Raw genomic sequence first — 25,879 nt, 5'->3', positions numbered from 1 at the left:
CGATTACATCAGCCAGACAATATCATTCCTCTGGCTGATGTAGATTAGAAGTCCGGATAATGAAAGGGCAGGGCCAAAAGGAATCAAACTACCCTGTCGGAAAATCCGACCCCAAACGATGGCATAAAAAATACCGATCAATGCAGCCAGCGTACATACAGCAGGTAATGCCTCCCAGCCTGACCAGGCGCCTATCGCCGCCAGTAATTTAAAATCACCGAAACCCATCCCCTCTTTCTTCATCAGAAACCTCAAACACCAATAAAGAGACCAAAAAGACAGATAGCCCGAAACTGCGCCAAAAATAGCAGACTCAACGGGGACGCCATAACCAAGTGCACTCAACATCAGACCGAGCCACAGTAACGGCAGTGTTAAGGCATCCGGTAAAATGAATGTTGAAACGTCGATAACACTCAATGCGATGAGAAAACAAGAAAACAGACAAACCACCAGCCAGGTCATAGGATTATCAAAGAGAAAGGACATACCCAAAAACATGAGCGCGCAGCTCCCGATGACAAAAAGGGATCGGTATGAAAGCTGGCTCCGGTAATAAAGGCTGGGCCTTCGAAAACTCATCTGTCTAAGCAATAGAGATTTCAGGTATAAACCGGGCCCATCAGAGCGCCTCGCATAAGAGACATCGGGCAGAGCGAACGGAAGCACAGGAGTCTCTGACGAGTCTGAAGCAAACTTTAGAATAAATCGGGTGACTACGACGTTGAGCACCATACCGGCTAAAAAGCCGATGAAAGCAGCTACAGAGTGGGCGACTCCCTGAAACGGGCCGTCTGATAAAATTGGATAGTACAAAGAATGTCCCCGGAACTAAGTCAAAGTCATAACACCTTTTATGAGGGATGATATTGGTACCTGAAGAGACAATGGCCTACTGAATTCATTATTAATCAAGACCGAAACAAGATGTTGATATCTCATCCAGTTGTAATACAGCCCGCCAATAAATGCAGATAAAACTCAGGCGATGGAACGAGTTGACGTTAGTGCAAAATAAAAGCAGTTCATTTGGCAATGACTGTTGCTTATTCTCCCTGTTTACGTATAATGCGCGGGCTTACCTAATCTTGGTAAGTCTGATTCGATAAGAATCAGCTGGCCGATAAGTTTACTTGCCGGTCGACAATACTCCCGATATGGGGGTTATGTTAAGAACGATTACACTCTCCCATCAATCGAAATGGGTATGAGGAGTAATCATTTACGTTTAAAATAATTGGAGCTCTGGTCTCATGCAGAACCAAAGAATCCGTATCCGCCTGAAAGCGTTTGATCATCGTCTGATCGATCAATCAACTGCGGAAATCGTTGAGACTGCGAAGCGCACTGGTGCGCAAGTTCGTGGTCCAATCCCGCTGCCGACCCGCAAAGAGCGCTTTACCATCCTGATTTCTCCGCACGTCAATAAAGATGCGCGCGATCAGTATGAGATTCGCACTCACAAGCGTCTGGTTGACATCGTTGAGCCAACCGAGAAAACCGTTGATGCTCTGATGCGTCTGGATCTGGCTGCTGGTGTAGACGTGCAGATCAGCCTGGGTTAATCAGGGTCATTGAGCGATTGAGAGGTTGAAACAATGATTGGTTTAGTCGGTAAGAAAGTGGGTATGACTCGTATCTTCACAGAAGATGGCGTTTCTATCCCTGTAACCGTTATCGAAATTGAAGCAAACCGCGTTACTCAGGTCAAAGACCTGGACAACGATGGTTACCGTGCTGTGCAGGTTACTACTGGTAGCAAAAAAGCTAACCGTGTAACCAAACCAGAAGCGGGTCACTTCGCTAAAGCTGGCGTAGAAGCTGGCCGCGGTCTGTGGGAATTCCGCCTTGCAGAAGGTGAAGAGTTCACTGCAGGTCAAAACATTAGCGTTGAAATTTTCGCAGACGTTAAGAAAGTTGATGTTACCGGTACTTCTAAAGGTAAAGGTTTTGCTGGCACAGTTAAGCGCTGGAATTTCCGTACCCAAGACGCTACCCACGGTAACTCCTTGTCTCACCGTGTTCCGGGTTCTATCGGTCAGAACCAGACTCCGGGCAAAGTGTTCAAAGGCAAGAAAATGGCAGGCCAACTGGGTAACGAGCGTGTAACCGTTCAAAGCCTGGACGTAGTACGTGTTGACGCTGAGCGCAACCTGCTACTGGTCAAGGGTGCTGTTCCGGGTGCTACCGGTGGCAACCTGATCGTTAAACCTGCTGTTAAGGCTTAACGTCGAGGAGATAGGAATGGAATTAGTAGTGAAAGACGCGCAGAGCGCGCTGACTGTTTCCGAAACTACCTTCGGGCGTGATTTCAATGAAGCGCTGGTACACCAGGTCGTTGTTGCTTATGCAGCAGGTGCCCGTCAAGGTACTCGTGCTCAGAAGACCCGTGCTGAAGTAACTGGTTCCGGTAAAAAACCTTGGCGTCAGAAAGGTACTGGCCGTGCGCGTTCAGGTTCTGTAAAGAGCCCGATCTGGCGTTCCGGTGGTGTAACCTTCGCTGCCAAGCCACAGGACCACAGTCAAAAAGTAAATAAAAAGATGTACCGCGGCGCGCTGAAAAGCATCCTGTCCGAACTGGTACGTCAAGATCGTTTGATCGTTGTCGAGACGTTCTCTGTAGAAGCGCCTAAAACTAAGCTGCTGGCACAGAAACTGAAAGACATGGCTCTGGAAGACGTGCTGATTGTAACTGGCGAAGTCGACGAGAATCTGTTCCTGGCCGCACGTAACCTGTACAAGGTTGACGTTCGCGATGTAGCAGGTATCGATCCAGTAAGCCTGATCGCCTTCGACAAAGTGGTTATGACTGCTGACGCTGTGAAGCAAGTTGAGGAGATGCTGGCATGATTCGTGAAGAACGTCTGCTGAAAGTGCTGCGCGCGCCGCACGTTTCTGAAAAAGCTTCTACTGCGATGGAAAAGAACAACACCATCGTTCTCAAAGTTGCCAAAGACGCGACTAAAGCAGAAATCAAAGCTGCGGTTTCGAAACTGTTTGAAGTCGAAGTCGAAGATGTGAACACCTTGCTGGTTAAAGGCAAAGTTAAACGTCACGGTCAGCGTGTTGGTCGTCGTAGCGACTGGAAAAAAGCTTACGTCACCCTGAAAGAAGGCCAGAATCTGGACTTCATCAGCGGCGCTGAGTAAGTCGGAGGAGTAAGAACAATGGCAATTGTTAAATGTAAACCTACATCTCCGGGTCGTCGCCACGTTGTTAAAGTGGTTAACCCTGAGCTGCACAAGGGTAAACCTTTTGCCCCGCTGCTTGAAAAACTGAGCAAAAGCGGTGGCCGTAACAACAATGGCCGTATCACCACCCGTCATATCGGTGGTGGCCACAAACAGCATTATCGTCTGGTTGACTTCAAACGCAACAAAGATGGTATCGCTGCAGTGGTTGAGCGTCTGGAGTACGATCCGAACCGTTCCGCGAACATCGCGCTGGTTCTGTACAAAGACGGCGAACGCCGTTATATCCTGGCGCCGAAAGGCCTGAAAGTGGGTGACCAGATCCAATCTGGTGTTGATGCTGCAATCAAGACAGGTAACGCCCTGCCTATGCGCAACATCCCAGTAGGTTCAACGGTTCACAACGTAGAAATGAAACCAGGTAAAGGCGGCCAGATGGCTCGTTCAGCCGGTGCCTACGTTCAGATCGTTGCTCGCGACGGTTCCTACGTAACTCTGCGTCTGCGCTCTGGCGAAATGCGTAAAGTTCAAGTTGATTGCCGTGCCACCTTAGGTGAAGTCGGTAACTCTGAACATATGCTTCGCGTTCTGGGTAAAGCAGGTGCTGCTCGTTGGCGTGGTATTCGTCCTACCGTTCGCGGTACTGCGATGAACCCAGTCGATCACCCACACGGTGGTGGTGAAGGTCGTAACTTTGGTAAGCACCCGGTAACTCCGTGGGGCGTTCAAACCAAAGGTAAGAAGACCCGTAGCAACAAGCGTACTGATAAATTCATTGTACGTCGCCGTAGCAAAAAATAATTAGAGGATAAGCCATGCCACGTTCTCTCAAGAAAGGTCCTTTTATTGACCTGCACTTGCTGAAGAAGGTAGAGAAAGCGGTGGAAAGCGGTGACAAGAAGCCTTTGCGCACTTGGTCCCGTCGTTCAACGATCTTTCCTAACATGATCGGTTTGACCATCGCTGTCCATAATGGTCGTCAGCACGTACCAGTATTTGTTTCCGATGAAATGGTCGGTCACAAACTGGGTGAATTCGCGCCGACTCGTACTTATCGCGGCCATGCGGCTGATAAAAAAGCTAAAAAGCGCTAAGGTAGGAGGAAGAGATGGAAACTATCGCTAAACATCGCCACGCTCGTTCTTCTGCTCAGAAGGTTCGCCTTGTTGCGGACCTGATTCGCGGTAAGAAAGTGTCGCAAGCTCTGGAAACTCTGGCCTACACCAACAAGAAAGCTGCTGGTCTGGTTAAGAAGGTACTGGAGTCTGCCATTGCTAACGCAGAACACAACGATGGCGCTGACATCGATGATCTGAAAGTCACGAAGATTTTCGTAGACGAAGGCCCAAGCATGAAGCGCATTATGCCTCGTGCAAAAGGTCGTGCAGATCGCATTCTGAAGCGCACCAGCCACATCACTGTGGTTGTGTCCGATCGCTGAGACTCTGGAGACTAGCAATGGGTCAGAAAGTACATCCTAATGGTATTCGCCTGGGTATTGTCAAACCTTGGAACTCTACTTGGTATGCGAATACCAAAGAATTCGCTGACAACCTGGACAGCGACTTTAAAGTTCGCCAATTCTTGACTAAAGAACTGGCGAAAGCTTCCGTTTCTCGCATCGTTATCGAGCGTCCAGCGAAGAGCATCCGTGTGACTATTCACACCGCTCGTCCTGGCATCGTTATCGGCAAGAAAGGTGAAGATGTCGAAAAACTGCGTAAGGTCGTAGCGGATATCGCTGGCGTTCCTGCGCAGATTAACATCGCCGAAGTCCGTAAACCGGAACTGGACGCAAAATTGGTTGCTGACAGCATCACTTCACAGCTGGAACGTCGCGTTATGTTCCGTCGTGCTATGAAGCGTGCTGTACAGAACGCAATGCGTCTTGGCGCTAAAGGTATCAAAGTTGAAGTAAGCGGCCGCCTTGGCGGTGCTGAAATCGCGCGTACCGAATGGTACCGTGAAGGTCGTGTTCCGTTGCATACTCTGCGTGCGGATATCGATTACAACACATCTGAAGCGCACACCACTTATGGTGTAATCGGCGTTAAGGTATGGATCTTCAAAGGTGAGATCCTGGGTGGTATGGCTGCAGTTGAACAACCGGAACCGGCTGCTCAACCTAAAAAGCAGCAGCGTAAAGGCCGCAAGTAAGGAGAGTCGCTGATGTTACAACCAAAGCGTACAAAATTCCGTAAGGTGCACAAGGGCCGCAACCGTGGTCTTGCGCAAGGTACGGATGTGAGCTTCGGCACTTACGGTCTGAAAGCTGTTGGCCGTGGTCGTCTGACTGCTCGTCAAATTGAAGCAGCACGTCGTGCGATGACCCGTGCAGTTAAGCGTCAAGGTAAGATCTGGATCCGAGTATTCCCGGACAAACCGATCACCGAGAAACCGCTCGAAGTTCGTATGGGTAAAGGTAAAGGCAACGTAGAGTATTGGGTTGCTTTGATTCAGCCTGGTAAAGTCCTGTACGAAATGGACGGTGTGCCTGAAGAGCTGGCTCGTGAAGCCTTCCAGCTGGCAGCAGCCAAACTGCCTATCAAAACCACCTTTGTAACTAAGACGGTGATGTAATGAAAGCACAAGAGCTGCGCGAAAAAAGCGTGGAAGAGCTGAACACTGAGCTGCTGAACCTTTTGCGTGAGCAGTTTAACCTGCGCATGCAAACGGCAAGTGGCCAGTTGCAGCAAACACACCTGTTGAAACAAGTGCGTCGTGATGTTGCACGTGTGAAGACTTTACTGACTGAAAAGGCGGGTGCGTAATGACTGACAAGATCCGTACTCTGCAGGGTCGTGTAATCAGTGACAAAATGGAGAAATCCATCGTTGTTGCGATTGAACGTGTGGTGAAACACCCGATCTACGGTAAATTCATCAAGCGTACGACCAAATTGCACGTACATGACGAGAACAATGAATGTGGTATCGGCGACGTTGTAGAAATCAGCGAATGCCGTCCACTGTCTAAGACTAAGTCTTGGACCTTGGTTCGCGTTGTAGAGAAAGCGATTCTGTAATACAGTAGCGCCTCTCAAAAATAGATAAACGGCTCATGTACGTGGGCCGTTTATTTTTTCTACCCATAATCGGGAACCGGTGTTATAATGCCGCGCCCTCATATTGTGGGGATTTCTTAACGACCTATCCTGGGTCCTAAAGTTGTAGTTGACATTAGCGGAGCACTAACATGATCCAAGAACAGACTATGCTGACCGTGGCCGACAACTCCGGTGCACGTCGCGTAATGTGTATCAAGGTTCTAGGTGGCTCGCACCGTCGCTACGCAGGCGTCGGCGACATCATCAAAATTACCATCAAGGAAGCAATTCCTCGCGGTAAGGTGAAGAAAGGCGATGTGCTGAAGGCGGTAGTGGTGCGCACCAAGAAGGGTGTTCGTCGCCCGGACGGTTCTGTCATTCGCTTCGATGGTAATGCATGCGTTATTTTAAACAATAACAGCGAGCAGCCAATCGGCACGCGTATTTTTGGGCCGGTAACTCGTGAACTGCGTAATGAGAAGTTCATGAAAATTATCTCTCTGGCACCAGAAGTACTCTAAGGAGCGAACCATGGCAGCGAAAATCCGTCGTGATGACGAAGTTATCCTGCTTACCGGTAAAGATAAAGGTAAGCGTGGTAAAGTAAAAAATGTCCTGTCTTCTGGCAAGGTCATTGTTGAAGGTATCAACCTGGTTAAAAAACATCAGAAGCCTGTACCGGCCCTGAATCAACCAGGCGGCATCGTTGAAAAAGAAGCTGCAATTCCGGTTTCTAACGTTGCTCTCTTCAACACGGCTACTGGCAAGGCGGACCGTGTAGGCTTTAGATTCGAAGACGGCAAAAAAGTCCGTTTCTTCAAGTCTAACAGCGTAACTATCAAGTAATTTGGAGTAGTACGATGGCGAAACTGCATGATTACTACAAAGACGATGTCGTAAAAAAACTCATGGCTGAGTTTGGTTACAATTCTGTCATGCAAGTCCCTCGGGTCGAGAAGATCACCCTGAACATGGGTGTTGGTGAAGCGATCGCTGACAAGAAACTGCTGGATAACGCAGCAGCTGACCTGGCAGCAATCTCCGGTCAAAAACCGCTGATCACCAAAGCACGCAAATCAGTTGCAGGCTTCAAAATCCGTCAGGGCTATCCGATCGGCTGTAAAGTAACCCTCCGCGGCGAACGCATGTGGGAGTTCTTTGAGCGTCTGGTCTCTATTGCTGTTCCACGTATTCGTGACTTCCGCGGCTTGTCTGCTAAGTCTTTCGATGGTCGTGGTAACTACAGCATGGGCGTGCGTGAACAGATCATCTTCCCGGAAATCGATTATGATAAAGTCGATCGCGTTCGTGGTTTAGATATTACTATCACCACTACTGCGAAATCCGATGATGAAGGCCGTGCATTGCTGACAGCCTTTAACTTCCCGTTCCGCAAGTAAGGCAGGGTTACTAATGGCTAAGCAATCCATGAAAGCACGCGAAGTCGTTCGCGTAAAACTGGCTGATAAATACCGCGCTAAACGCGAGGAATTGAAAGCTATTATCTCTGGTGTGAACTCATCCGACGAAGATCGTTGGGATGCAGTTCTTAAGCTGCAGTCTCTGCCGCGTGATTCCAGCCCGTCTCGTCAGCGTAACCGCTGCCGTCAAACTGGTCGTCCGCATGCTTTCCTGCGGAAGTTCGGGTTGAGCCGTATTAAGGTCCGTGAAGCCGCCATGCGCGGTGAAATTCCGGGTCTTAAAAAGGCTAGCTGGTAATTGTCACCAATTGAATCACGGGAGTAAAGACAGATGAGCATGCAAGATCCGATCGCGGATATGCTGACCCGTATCCGTAACGGTCAAGCCGCGAACAAAGTTGCGGTCACCATGCCTTCCTCCAAGCTGAAAGTGGCTATTGCCAACGTGCTGAAGGAAGAAGGTTATATTGAAGAATTTAAAATCGAAGGCGACGCCAAACCTGAACTGGAATTAGTATTGAAGTACTTCCAGGGAAGCCCAGTGGTAGAAAGCATTCAACGTATCAGCCGTCCAGGTCTGCGCATCTACAAGAAAAAAGATGAGCTGCCTAAAGTTATGGCTGGTATGGGTATTGCTGTTATTTCTACCTCTAAAGGTGTTATGACCGATCGTGCAGCTCGCCAGGCTGGTCTTGGTGGCGAGATTATCTGCTACGTAGCTTAATTGGGAGGAAAGAATGTCTCGTGTTGCAAAAGCACCCGTCGTCATTCCTGCCGGCGTAGAGGTTAAACTCAACGGTCAGGTTATTTCGATTAAGGGTAAAAACGGCGAGCTGTCACGTACTATCCATGACGCTGTAGTTGTTAAACAGGAAGAAAATACACTGACTTTCGCTCCACGCGAAGGCGCTGTAGACGGTTGGGCCCAAGCGGGTACCACTCGTGCACTGTTGAACTCTATGGTTGTAGGTGTTACCGACGGCTTCACTAAAAAGCTTCAACTGGTAGGTGTTGGTTATCGTGCTGCTGTTAAAGGCAACGTGGTGAATTTAGCCTTAGGCTTCTCTCACCCGGTCGATCATCAACTGCCGGAAGGCATTACTGCAGAATGTCCGACCCAAACTGAAATCGTGCTGAAAGGCGCTGATAAGCAGGTAATCGGTCAGGTTGCTGCGGATTTACGTGCCTACCGTCGTCCTGAGCCTTATAAAGGCAAGGGTGTCCGTTACGCCGACGAAGTCGTGCGTACCAAAGAGGCTAAGAAGAAGTAAGGTAACACTATGGATAAGAAATCTGCTCGTATCCGTCGTGCGACCCGCGCACGCCGCAAGCTCAAAGAATTGGGTGCGACTCGTCTGGTGGTACATCGTACCCCGCGTCATATTTACGCACAGGTCATCGCACCAAACGGTTCTGAAGTCATAGTTGCTGCATCTACTGTAGAAAAAACTATCACTGAGCAACTGAAGTATACCGGCAACAAAGATGCTGCCACTGCTGTAGGTAAAGCTATCGCAGAACGCGCATTGGAAAAAGGGATCACGAAAGTATCCTTTGACCGTTCCGGTTTCCAATATCATGGTCGAGTCCAGGCACTGGCAGATGCTGCCCGTGAAGCTGGCCTTCAGTTCTAAGGAAGAGGTTTAAGATGGCTCACATCGAAAAACAAGCTGGCGAACTGCAGGAAAAGCTGATCGCGGTAAACCGCGTATCTAAAACCGTAAAAGGTGGCCGTATCTTCAGCTTTACCGCACTGACAGTAGTTGGTGATGGTAACGGTCGCGTTGGTTTTGGCTACGGCAAAGCACGCGAAGTTCCGGCAGCGATCCAGAAAGCGATGGAAAAAGCCCGTCGCAACATGTTGAATGTCGCGCTGAATAGCGGCACCCTGCAGCATCCTGTTAAAGGTGCTCATACGGGTTCCCGTGTGTTCATGCAGCCGGCTTCCGAAGGTACCGGTATCATCGCCGGTGGTGCAATGCGCGCCGTCCTGGAAGTTGCAGGGGTACATAACGTATTGGCTAAAGCTTATGGTTCTACAAACCCGATTAACGTGGTTCGTGCAACTATCGACGCTCTGGCAAATATGAAATCCCCACAAATGGTCGCTGCCAAGCGTGGTAAATCCGTTGAAGAAATTCTGGGGTAATTAACCATGGCAAAGACTATTAAAGTTACACAAACTCGCAGTTCTATTGGCCGCCTGCCTAAGCATAAAGCTACTCTGGTTGGTCTGGGTCTGCGTCGTATTGGTCACACCGTAGAGCGCGAGGATACTCCTGCTGTACGCGGTATGATCAACCTGGTTTCCTACATGGTTAAGGTTGAGGAGTAAGAGATGCGTTTAAATACTCTGTCTCCGGCTGATGGTGCCAAACAAGCGCCAAGGCGTGTAGGTCGTGGTATTGGTTCTGGCCTGGGTAAAACCGGTGGTCGTGGTCACAAAGGTCAGAACTCACGTTCTGGCGGTGGCGTACGTCGCGGTTTTGAAGGTGGTCAGATGCCTTTATATCGTCGTCTGCCGAAATTTGGCTTCACCTCCCGCAAAGCTATGATCACGGCAGAAGTTCGTCTGTCTGAACTGGCTCTGGTGGAAGGCGACGTGATCGACCTGAACGCGCTGAAAGCCGCTAACGTAGTTGGTATCCAGATCGAGTTCGCGAAAGTAATCCTTTCAGGCGAAGTTGGTCGTGCGGTAACTCTGCGTGGTTTGCGTGTCACCAAAGGCGCTCGTGTTGCTATCGAAGCTGCTGGCGGTAAAATTGAGGAATAAGTAGCAGATGGCTAAGCAACCGGGATTAGATTTTCAAAGTGCCAAGGGTGGACTAGGCGAACTGAAGCGCAGACTTTTGTTTGTTATCGGTGCGCTGATTGTTTTCCGTATCGGCTCTTTTATTCCGATCCCTGGTATTGATGCCACTGTACTTGCCAAATTGCTCGAGCAGCAAAGAGGCACCATCATTGAAATGTTTAATATGTTCTCTGGTGGTGCTCTCAGCCGTGCTTCAATCTTTGCTCTGGGGATCATGCCGTACATTTCGGCATCGATCATTATCCAGTTGTTAACGGTGGTTCATCCAGCGTTGGCGGAAATTAAGAAAGAAGGGGAGGCTGGCCGTCGTAAGATTAGCCAGTACACCCGTTACGGTACGCTGGTATTGGCAGTGTTTCAGTCTATCGGTATTGCTACCGGTTTGCCGAACATGCCTGGTATGCAAGGCCTGGTGTTAAACCCAGGCTTCGCATTCTACTTTACTGCAGTTGTGAGTCTGGTTACCGGGACAATCTTCCTGATGTGGCTGGGTGAACAAATTACTGAACGAGGTATCGGTAACGGTATTTCGATCATTATTTTTGCCGGTATCGTAGCGGGTCTTCCGCCAGCAGTTGCCCATACTATCGAACAAGCTCGGCAAGGCGACCTGCACTTCCTCCTGTTGCTGTTGGTTGCAGTTTTAGTGTTTGCAGTGACTTTCTTTGTTGTGTTTGTAGAACGTGGTCAACGTCGTATCGTCGTTAACTACGCCAAGCGTCAACAGGGTCGTCGTGTCTATGCAGCACAGAGCACGCACTTACCGTTGAAAGTGAATATGGCCGGGGTTATCCCAGCAATTTTCGCTTCCAGCATTATTCTGTTCCCTGCCACGATTGCATCATGGTTTGGGGGCGGAACTGGTTGGAACTGGCTGACTACGATTTCGCTGTATTTGCAGCCTGGACAACCGCTTTATGTGTTACTCTATGCGACTGCAATCATCTTCTTCTGTTTCTTTTATACTGCGTTGGTGTTCAACCCGCGTGAGACAGCAGATAACCTGAAGAAGTCCGGTGCATTTGTACCAGGAATTCGTCCGGGAGAGCAAACGGCGAAGTACATCGATAAAGTAATGACGCGCTTAACCTTAATTGGTGCGATGTATATTACTTTCATCTGCCTTATCCCGGAGTTCATGCGTGACGCGATGAAAGTTCCATTCTACTTTGGTGGTACTTCACTACTAATCGTAGTCGTTGTCATTATGGACTTTATGGCTCAAGTGCAAACTCTGATGATGTCAAGTCAGTATGAGTCTGCATTGAAGAAAGCAAACCTGAAAGGCTATAACCGCTAATCTGGTGCGTTTGCGAAGTTACGGAGAGTAAAAATGAAAGTTCGTGCTTCCGTCAAGAAATTATGTCGTAACTGCAAAATTGTTAAGCGTAACGGTATCGTTCGCGTAATCTGCAGCGCAGAACCGAAGCATAAACAGCGTCAAGGCTGATTATCTCGCATATTTTTCTTGCAAAGTTGGGTTGAGCTGGCTAGATTAGCCAGCCAATCTTTTGTATGTAAGCAGCAATACTATTTGAGTATCCTGAAAACGGGCTTTTCAGAATGGTATTGCCGTATATAAATAGTAGGAGTGCATAGTGGCCCGTATAGCAGGCATTAACATTCCTGATCAGAAACATACCGTGATCGCATTAACTTCGATCTACGGCATCGGCAAAACCCGCTCACAGTCTATCTGTGCTGCATCCGGTATTGCTGAAAATGTTAAGATCAGTGAGCTGTCTGAAGAGCAAATCGAAAAACTGCGTGACGAAGTTGCCAAGTTCATTGTTGAAGGTGATCTGCGTCGTGAAGTCACCCTGAGCATCAAGCGTCTTATGGACCTTGGGACTTATCGTGGTTTGCGTCATCGTCGTGGTCTTCCAGTACGCGGTCAGCGTACCAAGACTAACGCACGTACCCGTAAGGGTCCGCGTAAACCGATCAAGAAATAATCGGGGTGATTGAATAAATGGCAAAGGCACCTGTTCGTACACGTAAACGTGTAAGAAAACAAGTCTCTGACGGCGTGGCTCATATCCATGCTTCTTTCAACAACACCATTGTTACTATTACCGATCGTCAGGGTAATGCTTTGGGTTGGGCAACAGCTGGTGGTTCCGGTTTCCGTGGTTCTCGTAAATCCACTCCGTTCGCAGCTCAGGTTGCAGCAGAGCGCTGCGCTGACGCAGTGAAAGAATACGGTATCAAGAATCTGGAAGTTATGGTTAAAGGACCTGGTCCTGGTCGTGAGTCTACTATCCGCGCATTAAACGCGGCTGGTTTCCGCATCACTAATATTACTGATGTGACTCCTATCCCTCATAACGGTTGTCGTCCGCCGAAAAAGCGCCGCGTATAACGCTGCTTTTTTAGGTTTGTTGGAGAGAGAAAATGGCAAGATATTTGGGTCCTAAGCTCAAGCTTAGCCGTCGTGAGGGCACAGATTTATTCCTTAAATCTGGCGTTCGCGCGATCGATACCAAGTGTAAAATTGAACAAGCTCCTGGTCAGCATGGTGCGCGTAAACCGCGTCTGTCTGACTACGGTGTACAGTTACGTGAAAAGCAAAAAGTTCGCCGTATCTACGGTGTTCTGGAGCGTCAGTTCCGTAACTATTACAAAGAAGCAGCACGCCTGAAAGGCAACACCGGTGCAAACCTGTTGCAACTGCTTGAAGGTCGTTTGGACAACGTTGTTTATCGTATGGGCTTCGGCGCTACTCGTGCGGAATCGCGCCAGTTAGTTAGCCACAAAGCTATCATGGTAAACGGTCGCGTTGTTAACATCGCTTCTTATCAGGTATCTCCGAATGACGTTGTCAGCATCCGTGAGAAAGCTAAAAAGCAATCTCGCGTGAAGGCCGCTTTGGAGTTGGCTGAACAGCGTGAAAAGCCGACTTGGCTTGAAGTTGATGCTGCTAAGATGGAAGGTGTGTTCAAGCGTATGCCTGAACGTACTGATCTGTCTTCCGACATTAACGAACACCTGATCGTCGAGCTTTACTCCAAGTAAAGCTTAGTACCAAAGAGAGGACACAATGCAGGGTTCTGTGACAGAGTTTCTAAAACCGCGCCTGGTAGATATCGAGCAAGTCAGTTCGACGCACGCCAAGGTGACCCTTGAGCCTTTAGAACGTGGCTTTGGCCATACTTTAGGCAACGCACTGCGCCGTATTCTGCTTTCATCCATGCCGGGTTGCGCGGTGACCGAGGTTGAGATTGATGGTGTACTGCATGAGTACAGCACCAAAGAAGGCGTACAGGAAGATATCCTGGAGATCCTGCTCAACCTGAAAGGGCTGGCGGTGAGAGTTCAAGGGAAAGATGAAGTTATTCTTACCCTGAATAAGTCTGGCATTGGCCCTGTGACTGCAGCCGACATTACCCATGATGGTGATGTCGAAATCGTCAAGCCGCAACATGTCATCTGCCACCTGACCGATGAGAACGCTGCTATTAGCATGCGTATCAAAGTTCAGCGCGGTCGTGGTTATGTGCCGGCGTCTGCCCGAATTCATTCGGAAGAAGATGAGCGCCCAATTGGTCGTCTGTTAGTAGACGCATGCTACAGCCCTGTAGAGCGAATTGCCTACAATGTTGAAGCAGCGCGTGTAGAACAGCGTACTGATTTGGACAAGCTGGTTATCGAAATGGAAACCAACGGTACGATCGATCCTGAAGAGGCGATCCGTCGTGCGGCAACCATTCTTGCTGAACAACTTGAAGCTTTCGTTGATTTACGTGATGTACGTCAACCGGAAGTCAAAGAAGAGAAGCCGGAATTCGATCCAATCCTGCTGCGCCCTGTTGACGATCTGGAATTGACTGTCCGCTCTGCTAACTGCCTTAAGGCAGAAGCAATCCACTACATCGGTGATCTGGTACAGCGTACCGAGGTTGAGTTACTTAAAACACCTAACCTGGGTAAAAAATCTCTTACTGAGATCAAAGACGTACTTGCGTCCCGTGGTTTGTCTCTGGGCATGCGCCTGGAAAACTGGCCACCAGCAAGTATTGCTGACGAGTAACCGGATCACAGGTTAAGGTTTTACTGAGAAGGATAAGGTCATGCGCCATCGTAAGAGTGGTCGTCAACTGAACCGTAACAGCAGCCACCGACAGGCTATGTTCCGTAACATGGCCGGCTCTTTGGTTCGTCATGAGATCATCAAGACGACCCTGCCGAAAGCGAAAGAGCTGCGTCGCGTTGTTGAGCCGCTGATTACTCTTGCCAAGACCGACAACGTTGCAAATCGTCGTCTGGCATTCGCCCGTACTCGTGATAACGAGATCGTGGCAAAACTGTTTAATGAACTGGGCCCGCGTTTCGCGAGCCGTGCCGGTGGTTACACTCGCATTCTGAAGTGTGGTTTCCGTGCAGGCGACAATGCGCCGATGGCTTACATCGAGCTCGTTGATCGTGCAGAGTCACAAGCAGAAGTAGCAACTGCTGAATAATCTGTAGATGCATGAAAAAGCCGGGCTCTGCCCGGTTTTTTTACGCCCAAATTTTGATGCTTTTAATTTCGTCACCTCCGGCACCATTCATCCTGAATTTCTCATCTTTCGCGCTATGCTGCCTTAAAGTTGTGAGGCTAACCGTTTGGCTGAGGCAAAATCATGTTTCTGATCGACCAGTGGGTTGAAAAACACATTAAAGAGGCCCGGGAAAAGGGTGAGTTTGATAATCTTCATGGAACTGGCCGACCTCTTATACTCGATGATGACAGCGGCATTCCTGAAGAGCTAAGAACCGCTTATCGTATTCTTAAAAACGCAGGTTATTTGCCTCCTGAGTTACAGGACCGAAAAGAAGCGATCGAGTTAGATCATATGCTTCATGTTCTAACGCGAGATGATCCTCAGTTTTCAGTTGTTGAAAAGCGTCTCAAAGTTCTCCAACTGCGTTTGCAGCAAGCGGGAATGAATATCGATTTTCTTCATGGGCGCTACAAAGATGCGCTCAAGGATAAATTTAGAGGTGAGTGAATATGTATAAAATTGGTGAGCTAGCTGCTTTGGCGGGGGTCTCTACAGATACTGTTCGTTATTATGAAAAACAGCAAATGATGGCAGCGGGTTTACGAACTACCTCCGGTTATCGTCAATATGATGAAAACGACTTACAACGGTTGCGTTTCATTCGGTATGCAAAGTCTACCGGGTTTACGCTTGAAGCAATTAAAGAATTGCTTTCGATTCGGGTCGATCCTGAACATCATACATGTCAGGAATCAAAGTCTATCGTTGATGAGCGTCTGGCTGAGGTTGAGCTCAAATTACAAGAGCTCACCCGGATGCGTGAATCTTTGAAAAGATTGAGTGCTGCCTGCTGTGGTTCTGCGCATACCAGTGAGAGTTGTTCAATATTAGAGGCGCTTGAAGATGGGGCAGGAAAAGTGATCTAATCTGCTCAAGAACTTTGAAAAGTGCTACCGGTTGGAAATTAAACGCAGTATTATGCGCTGGCAATTTAGCCATGTTGCATTTCTAAAGAACGAGGGAGTTATGACTCAATATAAGCACCAAAAAGGGACCATTCAGGATAATGCCTTGCAGGCTCTTCTTCATGATCCATTGTTTAAGCAGCGTATTGAAAAGAATCTAAAGGGTAAGGGAAGTTATCGTAGAAAAGAAGAAAATGGGAAAGGGAATTATATGGAGGGCAGTGTTGAGCGTTTAATCGAATATTCAACCCTGCCCTTCTAAAACTGAAAGCAATAGCAACTTTCTTCTTTGTTACAATCTCGGTGTTTGCTGCTCTTTAAGCAGATCACGAATTTCTGCCAGCAAAGTTTCTTCCGCAGTCGGTTTCGGTGGTGCCGCAGGAACATCTTCCTGTTTACGGCGCATTTTGTTCATCAGAGTGATTGCGCAGAAGATTGCCAAAGCAACAATGACGAAATCAAAAATATTTTGGATAAACACACCGTAATGCATTACGACTGCCGGCACCGTTCCTTGTGCGTCTCTGAGTACAAAAGCGAATTGCTTGAAATCGACTCCACCAATGAGTAAACCCAGTGGTGGCATAATAATATCAGCAACAAATGATGACACTATCTTGCCGAAGGCTGCACCAATGATTACACCGACGGCAAGGTCGACCACGTTGCCACGCATGGCAAATTCACGAAACTCTTTCATAAAACTCATAAAATACTCCTTGGCAAATTCATCAAATGTGTCCAACCAAGTAAAGACCATTTGTCGCGTCTTCGCTACAAAAGTTCTCTACTGAATCCTGCTTAACGCCATATATTATCGGAAATTCATCAATTTATAAGAAGAATGGGCTAGGTTGGAACAAACGTTCCACATCCCTGACAAATTTCTTATCTGTAATGAACATCACCACATGATCACCTTGCTGGATCCTGCTGTTTCCATTAGCAATGATGACGTCATTCCCACGGACGATCGCGCCGATAGTCGTACCTGGCGGCAATTTAATTTGCTCTACCGTACGACCAACAACTTTAGAGGTTGTCTCATCGCCATGTGCAATCGCCTCAATAGCTTCGGCTACACCACGGCGTAATGACGAAACGCTGACGATATCTGCTTTTCTGACGTGTCCAAGCAGTGCTGAAATCGTTGCCTGCTGAGGTGAAATCGCAATATCAATCACGCTTCCTTGCACCAGGTCCACATACGCGCTGCGCTGAATGAGAACCATCGCTTTTTTGGCACCCATACGCTTTGCAAGCATCGCCGACATGATGTTTGCTTCATCATCATTGGTAATCGCAATAAACACATCGACTTGTTCGATATGTTCTTCCGCTAACAACTCCTGATCAGAAGCATCGCCGTAGAAGACGATCGTGTCCTGCAGCAACTCGGCCAGTTCAGCTGCACGCTGCTGATCGCGTTCGATCAGTTTTACGCTGTAATTCTTCTCAAGCTTCTGAGCCAGCCCGGCACCCACATTGCCGCCGCCGACAATCATGATCCGCTTATACGGTTTTTCCAGCCGTTGAAGTTCGCTCATAACCGCACGGATGTGCTGAGAGGCGGCCACAAAGAACACTTCATCACCGGCTTCAATAATAGTTGAGCCCTGAGGACGAATCGGACGGTCCTGGCGGAAAATTGCCGCAACGCGAGTTTCGATGTGCGGCATATGTTCACGCATTGAAGAGAGCGCATTGCCTACCAGAGGGCCGCCATAATAGGCTTTCACCGCGGCAATGCTCACTTTCCCTTCTGCAAAGTTCACAACCTGAAGTGCTCCCGGATACTCGATTAATTTGTAGATGTAATCGGTAACTAATTGCTCAGGCGAAATCAGATGGTCAATCGGCACAGCTTCAGGATGGAAAAGCTTTTCGGATTCACGGATGTATTCCGTGGAGCGGATGCGTGCGATGCGGTTTGGGGTATTGAAAAGCGAATATGCAATCTGACATGCTACCATGTTGGTTTCGTCGGAATTAGTCACCGCCACCAACATATCGGCATCTTCAGCTCCGGCTTCGCGGAGTACACGTGGGTGAGAGCCATGTCCCTGCACAACGCGCAGGTCAAATTTGTCCTGAAGCTGACGTAACCGAACGGTGTTGGTATCGACAACGGTAATGTCGTTGTTTTCACCCACCAGATTTTCAGCGAGTGTTCCACCAACCTGTCCGGCACCGAGAATTATTATTTTCATATGACTCTCTGCTTGGCTTCGAAGATTTCAGCCTGAGTAAGTAGCATTAATAGTAAACAATCAGCTTTTGATCAGTTTAGCGTAATAGAATCCATCGCCATCTTCGGCGTGCGGAAGGTTTTGCCTGCCTGGTTTTTCCGTCGTGCCTGTCTCAACCAGCGCCGCATCCGGGTGAGATTTAAGAAATTCCGCTATTTGCAGGCAATTTTCTTCGGGCAAAACTGAGCATGTTGCGTAAACCATTACACCCTTGCTTTTAAGGCGTGGCCAGACGGCTTCCAGGATTTCTTTTTGCAAGCCCGCCAGCTCAGTAATATCGCTGTCTCTGCGTAGCCACTTTATGTCGGGATGCCGGCGGATAACACCGGTCGCCGAACACGGCGCATCCAGCAGAATGCGGTCAAAGATACGCTCGCCCGCCCAAGCTTGTGGCTCACGTCCATCGCCTTGCTTCACTTCCGCATTAAGTTTTAAACGCTGCAGATTCTCATGAACACGCTTCAGGCGTTGTTCATCCACGTCCACAGCCATCACATGAGACTTAGGCGCTGCTTCCAATATGTGGGTTGTTTTACCGCCAGGCGCGCAGCACAAATCAAGGATCATCTCGCCATCCTGCGGATCCAGCAGATCAACGCTGCCTTGTGCAGAAGCGTCCTGAACCGTCACCCATCCTTCGGAAAATCCTGGGAGCAGACTGACCTGACAAGGCGTGATCAGACGCAGTGCATCGGAATATTCAGGATGTAGAACGGCTTCAATCTGCGCTTCATTCAACAATAGAAGATAATCGTCGCGGGTATTGTGTATGCGGTTTACGCGTAGCCACATAGGCGGTCTTTGATTGTTGGCATCAACAATGCTTTCCCAGTCGTCGGGATAGGCTTTCTTCAGACGATTAAGAAGCCAGCTCGGATGGAGATAGCGGCTGTCGTTATTGGCCATACGTTGCAGTAATTCTTCCTGCTGACGCTGGAACTGACGAAGAACGCCGTTGATCAGACCTTTTAGCTGAGGGCGCTTTAGTGCCACAGCACCATCAACAGTTTCTGCCAACACTGCGTGAGCGGGAATGCGCGTGTATATCAGCTGATACAGGCCAACCATCAGTAAGTAATGCAGTGTCCGTTGCTTTCCCGTCAACGGTTTTGCCATGAGTTGTTGCAGGCACCATTCGAGCTGAGGCAATACCCTCAGTGTGCCGAAACATAATTCCTGCAACAATCCGCGATCTTTTTCTGAAATATTTTTCTGCAAACTGGGAAGGACCGTCGACAAAGACAGGCCTTTGTCTAAAACCTGACTGATGGCTTGAGCTGCAATACTACGAAGATTATAGGCTGTTTTCATTGTTCAAATGGCTGAATGGATCAGCATTATCAGAAAGATAAGGCCCGACGAAATATCGGGCGTAGTCGGAAGGGTCAGGCTAAACGAGAGCCTTCGATAAACCATTCACGACGAGAGTTCAGCAAGTCCTGTGCGGACATTGCTTTTTTACCTGAAGGTTGCAACTGGGTGATATTCAGGATGCCGTCAGACGTAGCAACCTGGATCCCCTTTTTATCTGCAGAAACAATGGTGCCGGGCAGGGTGCTATGGCTTGCAGGCAAACTTTCAGCTGACCAGACTTTTACGGGCTGGTCGTCAATCATAAAGAAACTGACAGGCCACGGATTAAATGCACGTATACAACGTTCCAGCTGGTCTGCGGAAAGCGTCCAGTCTAAGCGGGCTTCCTCTTTGCTCAGCTTTTCAGCGTACGTAACGAGCTCTTCGTTCTGAACTTCTGGTTGAGCCGTGCCGTTCGCCAGCTGCCCGAGCGTTTCAAGCATACCTTCAGGGCCGAGCTCAGCCAGTTTGTTGTACAGGGATGCACTGGTATCTTCCGGAAGAATGTCACATTCCACTTTATGCAGCATGTCGCCGGTGTCCAGACCCACGTCCATCTGCATGATAGTGATACCGGTTTTAGCATCGCCCGCCCACAAGGAACGCTGAATCGGCGCGGCACCACGCCAGCGTGGCAACAGGGAACCGTGCACGTTAATGCAGCCCAGTTTAGGCATATCAAGCACAGCTTTAGGGAGAATCAGGCCATAAGCTACGACCACCATCACATCAGCTTCCAAATCGGACACCAGTGTCTGGTTTTCTTCAGGGCGCAAAGATTTCGGCTGAAACACGGGAATATCATGAGCAAGTGCCAGCATTTTTACCGGGCTTGCCGTCAGCTTATTACCACGGCCGGCCGGGCGGTCGGGTTGGGTAAATACACCCACAACCTGATGTTCTGATGACAAAAGCGCGTCAAGATGACGCGCTGCGAAGTCTGGGGTACCGGCAAATATGATCCGCAAAGCAGTGTCCTGTGTTACTCGAATATTAGTCAGCCCGCGCGTTCAGCTTGGCCATTTTTTCCATCTTCTGGCGAATACGCTGACGTTTCAGTGGCGACAAGTAATCCACGAATAATTTGCCCACCAGATGATCCATTTCATGCTGGATGCAAATCGCCAGTAAGTCATCAGCTTCCAGTTCGAAGGTTTTACCCTCACGATCCAGAGCGCGGACTTTCACTTTCTCAGCGCGTGGCACAAGCGCACGTTGATCCGGGATCGACAGGCAGCCTTCTTCAATACCGGTTTCGCCGCTTTTTTCCAGCAGCTCAGGATTGATGAGAACCAGTCGTTCGTCGCGATTTTCAGAGACATCGATAACGATAATACGTTGATGAATGTCTACCTGAGTTGCAGCCAGGCCAATGCCTTCTTCTGCATACATGGTTTCAAACATATCATCCACGATCTGCTGAATTTCGGCGTTAACTTCTTTGACCGGTTTTGCAGTAATGCGAAGCCGCTCGTCTGGGAAATGTAATATCTGTAATACGGACATATTTTTCTGGATCTTTATTCAATTGATTGAAGATATATAGACTCTATTCTAGACATTTCCTGCTCCGATTGACAGCATCCTCTGCCAATTGAATCCTTCGTCGAAAGGCATTGAACAGAGGCAGGATAATGACATTACAGGAAGTATGGATACGTTTATCAGCCGTCAGGCGCCTTGATGCTGGCCATGCCGAAGGCATAATTCGGGCACTCTTCTGCCAGGGGCATTATGGCCCTTCTGAATTATTCTCGTGCGGGCTTAACGCGGAGCAAATAGAAGATTTCAGGAATATCAATCAGCAATGGCTATCCGCGTCGCTAAACTGGCTGGAAGGGGATAGCCGATATCTTGTCACATTTGGCTGTGCGCTCTACCCGCCTTTGTTAGCGCAGATTCCGTCTCCGCCATTGATTTTGTTCGCCGAAGGAAATCCGGATTTGCTGTTATCTCCTCAAATAGCGATGGTGGGAAGCCGTCACTACTCCCATTACGGTGAACAATATGCACAGGTTTTTGCCGGCGGGCTGGTAAGCAGCGGCTTTACCGTGACGAGCGGTCTTGCAATGGGAATTGATGGAATAAGTCATAAAGCTACATTAGAGGCGCAGGGAAAAACTATCGCCGTTCTTGGCAGCGGGCTGATGAAACGTTATCCATCCCGTCATTTGATGTTAGCCGACAGTATTCTTGAGCAAGGTGGGGCGCTGATTTCTGAGCATCTGGTGACGGCGCCGCCACTAGCGGCCAACTTTCCGCGCCGGAACCGCATTATCAGTGGTCTCAGCGCGGGCGTTCTGGTTGTTGAAGCAACGTTGCGTAGCGGGTCGTTGATCACCGCCCGTTATGCACTTGAACAGGGAAGAGAGGTTTTTGCTTTGCCCGGGCCACTAGGCAGCCCGACGTCAGAAGGAACCCACTGGCTTATCCAACAGGGCGCTTACCTGGTTACTGAACCTAACGATATTGCCGAGCATATTGGCAGCGGCTTAACCTGGTTTCCGACTCTGCCAATTCCCGAACGGCCAAAAGCACCCCGTGATAAGCCACCAAAGGCGTCAGAGGCGATTATTTGTGCACAAGAATGCGAAGTTGAATTGCCATTTGCTGATGTGTTGGCTAACGTAGAATATGAGGTGACATCTGTTGACGTCGTCGCCGAACGTGCCGGCCAACCTGTGCCAGAAGTGGTAGGTAAACTACTCGAGCTGGAGTTAGCAGGATGGATCGCAGCTGTATCCGGCGGCTATGTCCGAATTAAGAGGGCAAGCCATGTTCGACGTACTAATGTACTTATTTGAAACTTACATTCACAACGAAGCGGAGATGAGTGTTGACGAGGATAGGTTAACGGATGACTTGACCGAGGCTGGTTTTCACCGGGCTGATATTCACAATGCGCTGAATTGGCTTGAAAAACTTGCGGATATGCAAGAGGGTGGAACCCCATCTTATATGCTGGATTCAGATCCTTCAGCATTACGTGTTTACACCGACGAGGAAACGAGCCGGTTAGATAGCAGTTGTCGTGGCTTTTTGTTGTTCCTGGAACAGATAAAGGTTTTAAACTTCGATACCCGGGAAATGGTTATCGATCGTGTTATGGCTCTGGACACTGAAGAATTCGATCTTGAGGATCTTAAGTGGGTGGTGCTGATGGTTCTTTTTAATATTCCCGGATATGAAAGTGCATATCAGCAAATGGAAGAGCTGTTATTTGAAGTTAATGAAGGTTATCTGCATTAAGAGATAACAGGTAAAACGTAACATATGACAAATGCAGCACTTTTTGCTGAGAAGCAAAATGAATCCTGTCCGGAATGCGGGGCCGAACTGGTGATCCGTAGTGGTCGCCACGGCCCTTTTCTCAGCTGTTCATCCTATCCACAGTGCGAATATATCCGCCCCCTGAAATCACAGGCCGACGGACATATTGTGAAAATCCTGGATGGGCAGTTATGTCCTAAATGCAGCGCCACGCTGGTGCTTCGCCAGGGACGTTATGGGATGTTTATCGGGTGCAGCGAGTATCCGGAATGCGACCATATTGAAGTCATCGATAAACCCGAAGAAACCAGCCTCAGTTGTCCGCAATGCGGCAAAGGACATCTGCTGCAGCGTAAGTCTCGCTTTGGTAAGGTTTTTCACGCCTGCGACCGCTACCCGGACTGCCAGTTTGCCATCAATAATAAGCCCGTTGCCGGCGAGTGCGTGCACTGCCAATATCCTTTATTGATGGAAAAGAAAACGGCGCAGGGTATAAAACTATTTTGTGCCAGTAAACTGTGCGGCAAAGCCGTAGAAATAAAAGATAACGAAGAAAATGAATAAAGAAGCAGAAAACTCACTTGCAAAGGTACTTGAAGCATTACATCAACAGCAGGTTATCGCTTATCCGACTGAGGCCGTATTCGGGTTAGGTTGTGATCCTGACAGCGAGCAGGCGGTTGAGTCTCTTTTGGCTCTTAAAAAACGTCCTAAAGATAAAGGGCTGATTTTAATCGCCGATAACTATCAGCAACTTCTCCCTTATATTGATGATTCATCATTAACCCATCAGCAACTCGAACATATCTTGTCGTTTTGGCCTGGACCGGTGACCTGGGTGATGCCTGCAAAACCCTCTACACCTGACTGGCTGACTGGACGTTTCTCGTCGCTGGCGGTCCGCGTAACCGATCACCCGCTGGTTAAAGAGCTCTGTCAGCAATTTGGAAAACCTTTGGTTTCCACCAGCGCGAACCTGAATGGCCAGGAACCCTGCCGATTTGCTGATGAAGTCCGTCTCCAGTTTGGTGAGGATTTCCCCGTGCTTAACGGCCAGGTGGGTGGAAGAGAAAACCCATCTGAAATCAGGGATGCCCTCACCGGCGATCTCATTCGTCAAGGTTAAGGAACGAAAGTCATGCCATCTTTCGCGGTGTTCGGTAATCCAATCAGTCACAGCAAATCCCCCCGTATTCATGCATTGTTTGCCAGCCAGACAGGGCTTGAACACAGTTATGGACAGGTGCTGGCGCCAAATGAAGAGTTTGAAGAAGCGCTGCGATCCTTTTTTGAAAAGGGTGCCAGCGGGGCAAACATTACCGTGCCTTTCAAAGAGCGCGCATTTGCTGAGTCGGATGAACTGACCGACCGCGCAGCGATGTCTGGCGCTGTAAATACTCTCAAAAAACTTGAAGACGGAAGACTGCTCGGGGATAACACCGACGGCATAGGAATGTTGAGTGACCTGGAACGTCTGGCGCTTATTCAGCCCGGCGATCGGGTATTGCTGATAGGCGCTGGCGGAGCTGCGCGGGGAGTGATCCTTCCGCTTTTATCCTACGGGTGTTCTGTTGTCGTCACTAACCGTACTTTTGAACGTGCACAACATCTCAGTCATATTTTCGAGAGCAAAGGTGATATCCGGGCTCTTACGTTCAGCGATCTGGCCAGCGAGAAATTCGATCTGATTATTAATGCGACGGCATCAGGTATTAATGGTGAAATCCCGGCAATCTCTGAGCAGGTTTTCACTGCACAGACGCGCGTTTACGATATGTATTATCAGGCCGGTCTGACGCCTTTTCTTCAGTGGGTGAAAGACAACGGTGTGACGCACTATGCTGATGGTTTGGGAATGCTGGTGGGACAGGCCGCTCACGCCTTCTATTTATGGCACGGTATTATGCCGGAAATTGAACCCGTGCTGGCGCAGTTAAAACAAGATTTACTGGGCTAACTGAAAGAGCCTGAACAGTCTTGTTGCATAAGCTGTCCAGGCTCGTTAACTATTTACTCGCCAGATAGACATCTTTCCATGTGACATAGTTATTTGAAGAGTAGGTCAGCCCCGCAAGTTCATCGGCGGTCAGTTCGCGGATCTGCTTAACCGGGCTTCCTAAATAGAGATAGCCACTTTCGAGCCGCTTTCCTGGGGGAACCAGACTTCCTGCGCCAATCATTACATCATCTTCTATGATTGCTCCATCCAGCAGTATCGATCCCATTCCTACCAGAACCCGGTTCCCGATCGCACAACCATGCAACATTGCTTTATGCCCGACCGTGACGTCCTCGCCAATAATAAGAGGATGCCCTTCAGGATTCTGACGGGACTGATGAGTAACATGCAGCACGCTGCCATCTTGCACATTCGATCTGCAACCCACCGACACACTATTTACATCACCGCGTATGACAACCAGCGGCCAGATACTGACATCATCCGCGAGATCGACATCCCCGATAACAACACTGGAAGGATCCACCATCACCCTTTCGCCCAATGTTGGCGTTAACCCCTGATAAGAGCGCAAAGCCTGAGACATAGGTAAGTACCTCATAATTGAGTTTTAACCTTGGCAATATAGTCCTGGCTTTGGGAAATACCAATTCAGGGGCGGTAAGATCGGTGCCAAAACCAGCGGATCGAACGAGATCTCCGCGAAAGGGTCGAAAAATACGCAGTCGATCCTTTTATTCAAAAAAAGGCTTGTGCAAAAAAATCGGATCCCTATAATGCCGCTCCATCGACAGGGAACAACGTGAACAACATCACGAAGTGACCGGGTCGGAAAGATTAAAAACAGCGGCAACCGGATGAAATAAACGGTTGACACTGAGTGAGGAAAGCGTAATATACGCCACCTCGAGTTAGCAAGCGAAAGCGCGTAACTCACTGCTCTTTAACAATTTATCAGACAATCTGTGTGGGCACTCACAAGACGATATCAGCCACCTCGGTGGCAAAAAATATCAAGTCTTAGAGTGACCAAGCAGTAATTCATTTAGTTGAATTATTACGAAAGTAAACTTTGAGCACCGCTTAACTTGTTTAAGCAAATCGAACTTTTAATTGAAGAGTTTGATC

Annotated in this window: 43 protein-coding genes; 36 read left to right on the top strand and 7 right to left on the bottom strand. The window is 48.8% G+C overall.

Annotated features, from left to right (window positions below; genetic code table 11):
- Nucleotides 1–3: 3 nt before the first annotated feature.
- Nucleotides 4–501, bottom strand: coding sequence for a prepilin peptidase (locus IV433_RS14350; RefSeq protein ID WP_195814707.1), 498 nt, complete (start codon nucleotides 499–501; stop codon nucleotides 4–6).
- Between the two features lie 752 nt (nucleotides 502–1,253).
- On the opposite strand from IV433_RS14350, the gene rpsJ reads away from it, so the two are divergent.
- From rpsJ to IV433_RS14195, 31 genes are all read left to right on the top strand, one after another.
- Nucleotides 1,254–1,565: a 30S ribosomal protein S10 gene (rpsJ, locus tag IV433_RS14345; protein WP_009639175.1), complete on the top strand. Its 312-nt coding sequence runs from the start codon at nucleotides 1,254–1,256 to the stop codon at nucleotides 1,563–1,565.
- Between the two features lie 33 nt (nucleotides 1,566–1,598).
- A complete protein-coding gene (gene rplC / locus IV433_RS14340) occupies nucleotides 1,599–2,228 on the top strand; it encodes a 50S ribosomal protein L3 (RefSeq protein ID WP_013573687.1) in 630 nt (209 codons plus the stop codon).
- Between the two features lie 16 nt (nucleotides 2,229–2,244).
- On the top strand, nucleotides 2,245–2,850 hold the full coding sequence (gene rplD / locus IV433_RS14335) for a 50S ribosomal protein L4 (RefSeq protein WP_013573688.1): 606 nt from the start codon (nucleotides 2,245–2,247) through the stop codon (nucleotides 2,848–2,850).
- Nucleotides 2,847–3,149, top strand: a complete 303-nt coding sequence (rplW, locus tag IV433_RS14330; RefSeq protein WP_013573689.1) for a 50S ribosomal protein L23 — start codon at nucleotides 2,847–2,849, stop codon at nucleotides 3,147–3,149. Before rplD ends, rplW begins: the two co-directional genes overlap by 4 nt.
- Nucleotides 3,150–3,167: 18 nt before the next feature.
- Nucleotides 3,168–3,992, top strand: coding sequence for a 50S ribosomal protein L2 (gene rplB / locus IV433_RS14325; RefSeq protein ID WP_152327227.1), 825 nt, complete (start codon nucleotides 3,168–3,170; stop codon nucleotides 3,990–3,992).
- 14 nt (nucleotides 3,993–4,006) lie between these two features.
- The gene (gene rpsS, locus IV433_RS14320; protein ID WP_004929772.1) at nucleotides 4,007–4,285 is read left to right on the top strand and encodes a 30S ribosomal protein S19; all 279 of its coding nucleotides are present in this window, start codon (nucleotides 4,007–4,009) and stop codon (nucleotides 4,283–4,285) included.
- 14 nt (nucleotides 4,286–4,299) lie between these two features.
- A complete protein-coding gene (gene rplV, locus IV433_RS14315) occupies nucleotides 4,300–4,632 on the top strand; it encodes a 50S ribosomal protein L22 (RefSeq protein WP_004391423.1) in 333 nt (110 codons plus the stop codon).
- 17 nt (nucleotides 4,633–4,649) lie between these two features.
- Nucleotides 4,650–5,348, top strand: coding sequence for a 30S ribosomal protein S3 (rpsC, locus tag IV433_RS14310; RefSeq protein WP_004956187.1), 699 nt, complete (start codon nucleotides 4,650–4,652; stop codon nucleotides 5,346–5,348).
- Nucleotides 5,349–5,360: 12 nt separating this feature from the next.
- Entirely contained in the window at nucleotides 5,361–5,771 is a 411-nt protein-coding gene (rplP, locus tag IV433_RS14305; RefSeq protein ID WP_009639183.1) for a 50S ribosomal protein L16, read from the top strand.
- Nucleotides 5,771–5,962, top strand: a complete 192-nt coding sequence (gene rpmC, locus IV433_RS14300) for a 50S ribosomal protein L29 (protein WP_013573692.1) — start codon at nucleotides 5,771–5,773, stop codon at nucleotides 5,960–5,962. Before rplP ends, rpmC begins: the two co-directional genes overlap by 1 nt.
- A complete protein-coding gene (rpsQ, locus tag IV433_RS14295; protein ID WP_014333604.1) occupies nucleotides 5,962–6,216 on the top strand; it encodes a 30S ribosomal protein S17 in 255 nt (84 codons plus the stop codon). Before rpmC ends, rpsQ begins: the two co-directional genes overlap by 1 nt.
- Nucleotides 6,217–6,386: 170 nt before the next feature.
- A complete protein-coding gene (gene rplN, locus IV433_RS14290) occupies nucleotides 6,387–6,758 on the top strand; it encodes a 50S ribosomal protein L14 (protein WP_008457164.1) in 372 nt (123 codons plus the stop codon).
- 10 nt (nucleotides 6,759–6,768) lie between these two features.
- Complete coding sequence (gene rplX / locus IV433_RS14285) at nucleotides 6,769–7,083, top strand: 50S ribosomal protein L24 (protein ID WP_013573694.1); 315 nt, start codon at nucleotides 6,769–6,771, stop codon at nucleotides 7,081–7,083.
- A gap of 14 nt (nucleotides 7,084–7,097) precedes the next feature.
- Nucleotides 7,098–7,637, top strand: a complete 540-nt coding sequence (gene rplE / locus IV433_RS14280) for a 50S ribosomal protein L5 (protein ID WP_013573695.1) — start codon at nucleotides 7,098–7,100, stop codon at nucleotides 7,635–7,637.
- Between the two features lie 13 nt (nucleotides 7,638–7,650).
- Nucleotides 7,651–7,956 (top strand): 30S ribosomal protein S14, encoded by a 306-nt coding sequence (gene rpsN, locus IV433_RS14275; RefSeq protein ID WP_013573696.1) that lies wholly within the window; start codon nucleotides 7,651–7,653, stop codon nucleotides 7,954–7,956.
- Nucleotides 7,957–7,989: 33 nt separating this feature from the next.
- Entirely contained in the window at nucleotides 7,990–8,382 is a 393-nt protein-coding gene (gene rpsH / locus IV433_RS14270; RefSeq protein ID WP_104923581.1) for a 30S ribosomal protein S8, read from the top strand.
- Between the two features lie 13 nt (nucleotides 8,383–8,395).
- Nucleotides 8,396–8,929, top strand: a complete 534-nt coding sequence (gene rplF / locus IV433_RS14265) for a 50S ribosomal protein L6 (RefSeq protein ID WP_013573698.1) — start codon at nucleotides 8,396–8,398, stop codon at nucleotides 8,927–8,929.
- 9 nt (nucleotides 8,930–8,938) lie between these two features.
- Entirely contained in the window at nucleotides 8,939–9,292 is a 354-nt protein-coding gene (gene rplR / locus IV433_RS14260) for a 50S ribosomal protein L18 (RefSeq protein ID WP_013573699.1), read from the top strand.
- 14 nt (nucleotides 9,293–9,306) lie between these two features.
- Nucleotides 9,307–9,807, top strand: coding sequence for a 30S ribosomal protein S5 (rpsE, locus tag IV433_RS14255; protein WP_101080135.1), 501 nt, complete (start codon nucleotides 9,307–9,309; stop codon nucleotides 9,805–9,807).
- 6 nt (nucleotides 9,808–9,813) lie between these two features.
- The gene (rpmD, locus tag IV433_RS14250) at nucleotides 9,814–9,993 is read left to right on the top strand and encodes a 50S ribosomal protein L30 (protein WP_101080134.1); all 180 of its coding nucleotides are present in this window, start codon (nucleotides 9,814–9,816) and stop codon (nucleotides 9,991–9,993) included.
- Nucleotides 9,994–9,996: 3 nt separating this feature from the next.
- Nucleotides 9,997–10,431 (top strand): 50S ribosomal protein L15, encoded by a 435-nt coding sequence (rplO, locus tag IV433_RS14245; RefSeq protein ID WP_013573702.1) that lies wholly within the window; start codon nucleotides 9,997–9,999, stop codon nucleotides 10,429–10,431.
- A 7-nt stretch (nucleotides 10,432–10,438) separates the two neighbouring features.
- Nucleotides 10,439–11,770: a preprotein translocase subunit SecY gene (gene secY, locus IV433_RS14240; RefSeq protein ID WP_195814706.1), complete on the top strand. Its 1,332-nt coding sequence runs from the start codon at nucleotides 10,439–10,441 to the stop codon at nucleotides 11,768–11,770.
- A 33-nt stretch (nucleotides 11,771–11,803) separates the two neighbouring features.
- Nucleotides 11,804–11,920 carry a 50S ribosomal protein L36 gene (rpmJ, locus tag IV433_RS14235; RefSeq protein ID WP_012768118.1) on the top strand — a complete coding sequence of 39 codons (117 nt, stop codon included), beginning with the start codon at nucleotides 11,804–11,806 and terminating at the stop codon, nucleotides 11,918–11,920.
- 148 nt (nucleotides 11,921–12,068) lie between these two features.
- On the top strand, nucleotides 12,069–12,425 hold the full coding sequence (rpsM, locus tag IV433_RS14230) for a 30S ribosomal protein S13 (RefSeq protein ID WP_013573704.1): 357 nt from the start codon (nucleotides 12,069–12,071) through the stop codon (nucleotides 12,423–12,425).
- Between the two features lie 17 nt (nucleotides 12,426–12,442).
- A complete protein-coding gene (gene rpsK / locus IV433_RS14225; protein WP_004929731.1) occupies nucleotides 12,443–12,832 on the top strand; it encodes a 30S ribosomal protein S11 in 390 nt (129 codons plus the stop codon).
- Between the two features lie 32 nt (nucleotides 12,833–12,864).
- Entirely contained in the window at nucleotides 12,865–13,485 is a 621-nt protein-coding gene (rpsD, locus tag IV433_RS14220; RefSeq protein ID WP_095923750.1) for a 30S ribosomal protein S4, read from the top strand.
- Nucleotides 13,486–13,510: 25 nt separating this feature from the next.
- Nucleotides 13,511–14,500, top strand: a complete 990-nt coding sequence (locus tag IV433_RS14215; RefSeq protein WP_002919219.1) for a DNA-directed RNA polymerase subunit alpha — start codon at nucleotides 13,511–13,513, stop codon at nucleotides 14,498–14,500.
- Between the two features lie 40 nt (nucleotides 14,501–14,540).
- On the top strand, nucleotides 14,541–14,930 hold the full coding sequence (rplQ, locus tag IV433_RS14210) for a 50S ribosomal protein L17 (RefSeq protein ID WP_034793661.1): 390 nt from the start codon (nucleotides 14,541–14,543) through the stop codon (nucleotides 14,928–14,930).
- A gap of 162 nt (nucleotides 14,931–15,092) precedes the next feature.
- Entirely contained in the window at nucleotides 15,093–15,461 is a 369-nt protein-coding gene (locus tag IV433_RS14205; RefSeq protein ID WP_195814705.1) for a DnaJ family domain-containing protein, read from the top strand.
- 2 nt (nucleotides 15,462–15,463) lie between these two features.
- Nucleotides 15,464–15,880: a Zn(2+)-responsive transcriptional regulator gene (gene zntR / locus IV433_RS14200; RefSeq protein WP_195814704.1), complete on the top strand. Its 417-nt coding sequence runs from the start codon at nucleotides 15,464–15,466 to the stop codon at nucleotides 15,878–15,880.
- 100 nt (nucleotides 15,881–15,980) lie between these two features.
- Nucleotides 15,981–16,181 (top strand): alternative ribosome-rescue factor A, encoded by a 201-nt coding sequence (locus IV433_RS14195; RefSeq protein ID WP_195814996.1) that lies wholly within the window; start codon nucleotides 15,981–15,983, stop codon nucleotides 16,179–16,181.
- Between the two features lie 30 nt (nucleotides 16,182–16,211).
- Here the strand turns inward: IV433_RS14195 and mscL are convergent, their stop codons facing one another.
- From mscL to def, 5 genes are all read right to left on the bottom strand, one after another.
- Nucleotides 16,212–16,628 (bottom strand): large-conductance mechanosensitive channel protein MscL, encoded by a 417-nt coding sequence (gene mscL / locus IV433_RS14190; protein WP_101080130.1) that lies wholly within the window; start codon nucleotides 16,626–16,628, stop codon nucleotides 16,212–16,214.
- A gap of 124 nt (nucleotides 16,629–16,752) precedes the next feature.
- Entirely contained in the window at nucleotides 16,753–18,129 is a 1,377-nt protein-coding gene (gene trkA, locus IV433_RS14185; RefSeq protein WP_101080129.1) for a Trk system potassium transporter TrkA, read from the bottom strand.
- 60 nt (nucleotides 18,130–18,189) lie between these two features.
- Nucleotides 18,190–19,479 (bottom strand): 16S rRNA (cytosine(967)-C(5))-methyltransferase RsmB, encoded by a 1,290-nt coding sequence (gene rsmB / locus IV433_RS14180; RefSeq protein ID WP_195814703.1) that lies wholly within the window; start codon nucleotides 19,477–19,479, stop codon nucleotides 18,190–18,192.
- Between the two features lie 74 nt (nucleotides 19,480–19,553).
- Complete coding sequence (fmt, locus tag IV433_RS14175; protein ID WP_195814995.1) at nucleotides 19,554–20,513, bottom strand: methionyl-tRNA formyltransferase; 960 nt, start codon at nucleotides 20,511–20,513, stop codon at nucleotides 19,554–19,556.
- Between the two features lies 1 nt (nucleotide 20,514).
- The gene (gene def / locus IV433_RS14170) at nucleotides 20,515–21,027 is read right to left on the bottom strand and encodes a peptide deformylase (RefSeq protein ID WP_101080126.1); all 513 of its coding nucleotides are present in this window, start codon (nucleotides 21,025–21,027) and stop codon (nucleotides 20,515–20,517) included.
- Nucleotides 21,028–21,155: 128 nt separating this feature from the next.
- Here def and dprA point away from each other — a divergent pair, with 128 nt between their 5' ends.
- The 5 genes from dprA to aroE are packed head-to-tail and all read left to right on the top strand — an operon-like array spanning nucleotide 21,156 to nucleotide 24,748.
- Nucleotides 21,156–22,325, top strand: coding sequence for a DNA-protecting protein DprA (gene dprA / locus IV433_RS14165; RefSeq protein ID WP_195814702.1), 1,170 nt, complete (start codon nucleotides 21,156–21,158; stop codon nucleotides 22,323–22,325).
- A complete protein-coding gene (locus IV433_RS14160; protein ID WP_195814701.1) occupies nucleotides 22,297–22,770 on the top strand; it encodes a DUF494 family protein in 474 nt (157 codons plus the stop codon). Before dprA ends, IV433_RS14160 begins: the two co-directional genes overlap by 29 nt.
- Nucleotides 22,771–22,794: 24 nt before the next feature.
- On the top strand, nucleotides 22,795–23,355 hold the full coding sequence (locus tag IV433_RS14155) for a DNA topoisomerase family protein (protein WP_195814700.1): 561 nt from the start codon (nucleotides 22,795–22,797) through the stop codon (nucleotides 23,353–23,355).
- Complete coding sequence (gene tsaC / locus IV433_RS14150) at nucleotides 23,348–23,917, top strand: L-threonylcarbamoyladenylate synthase type 1 TsaC (protein ID WP_195814699.1); 570 nt, start codon at nucleotides 23,348–23,350, stop codon at nucleotides 23,915–23,917. The genes IV433_RS14155 and tsaC overlap by 8 nt, the downstream gene beginning before the upstream one ends.
- Nucleotides 23,918–23,929: 12 nt before the next feature.
- Nucleotides 23,930–24,748: a shikimate dehydrogenase gene (aroE, locus tag IV433_RS14145; protein ID WP_195814698.1), complete on the top strand. Its 819-nt coding sequence runs from the start codon at nucleotides 23,930–23,932 to the stop codon at nucleotides 24,746–24,748.
- A gap of 49 nt (nucleotides 24,749–24,797) precedes the next feature.
- Here the strand turns inward: aroE and IV433_RS14140 are convergent, their stop codons facing one another.
- Nucleotides 24,798–25,337 (bottom strand): gamma carbonic anhydrase family protein, encoded by a 540-nt coding sequence (locus IV433_RS14140; RefSeq protein WP_195814697.1) that lies wholly within the window; start codon nucleotides 25,335–25,337, stop codon nucleotides 24,798–24,800.
- Between the last annotated feature and the right edge of the window lie 542 nt (nucleotides 25,338–25,879).

The sequence above is a fragment of the Rahnella laticis genome, from assembly GCF_015644585.1.
Classification (GTDB): domain Bacteria; phylum Pseudomonadota; class Gammaproteobacteria; order Enterobacterales; family Enterobacteriaceae; genus Rahnella; species Rahnella laticis.
The sequence above is the reverse complement of the archived record's forward strand: the minus strand, read 5'-3'. Positions and strand labels throughout refer to the sequence as shown.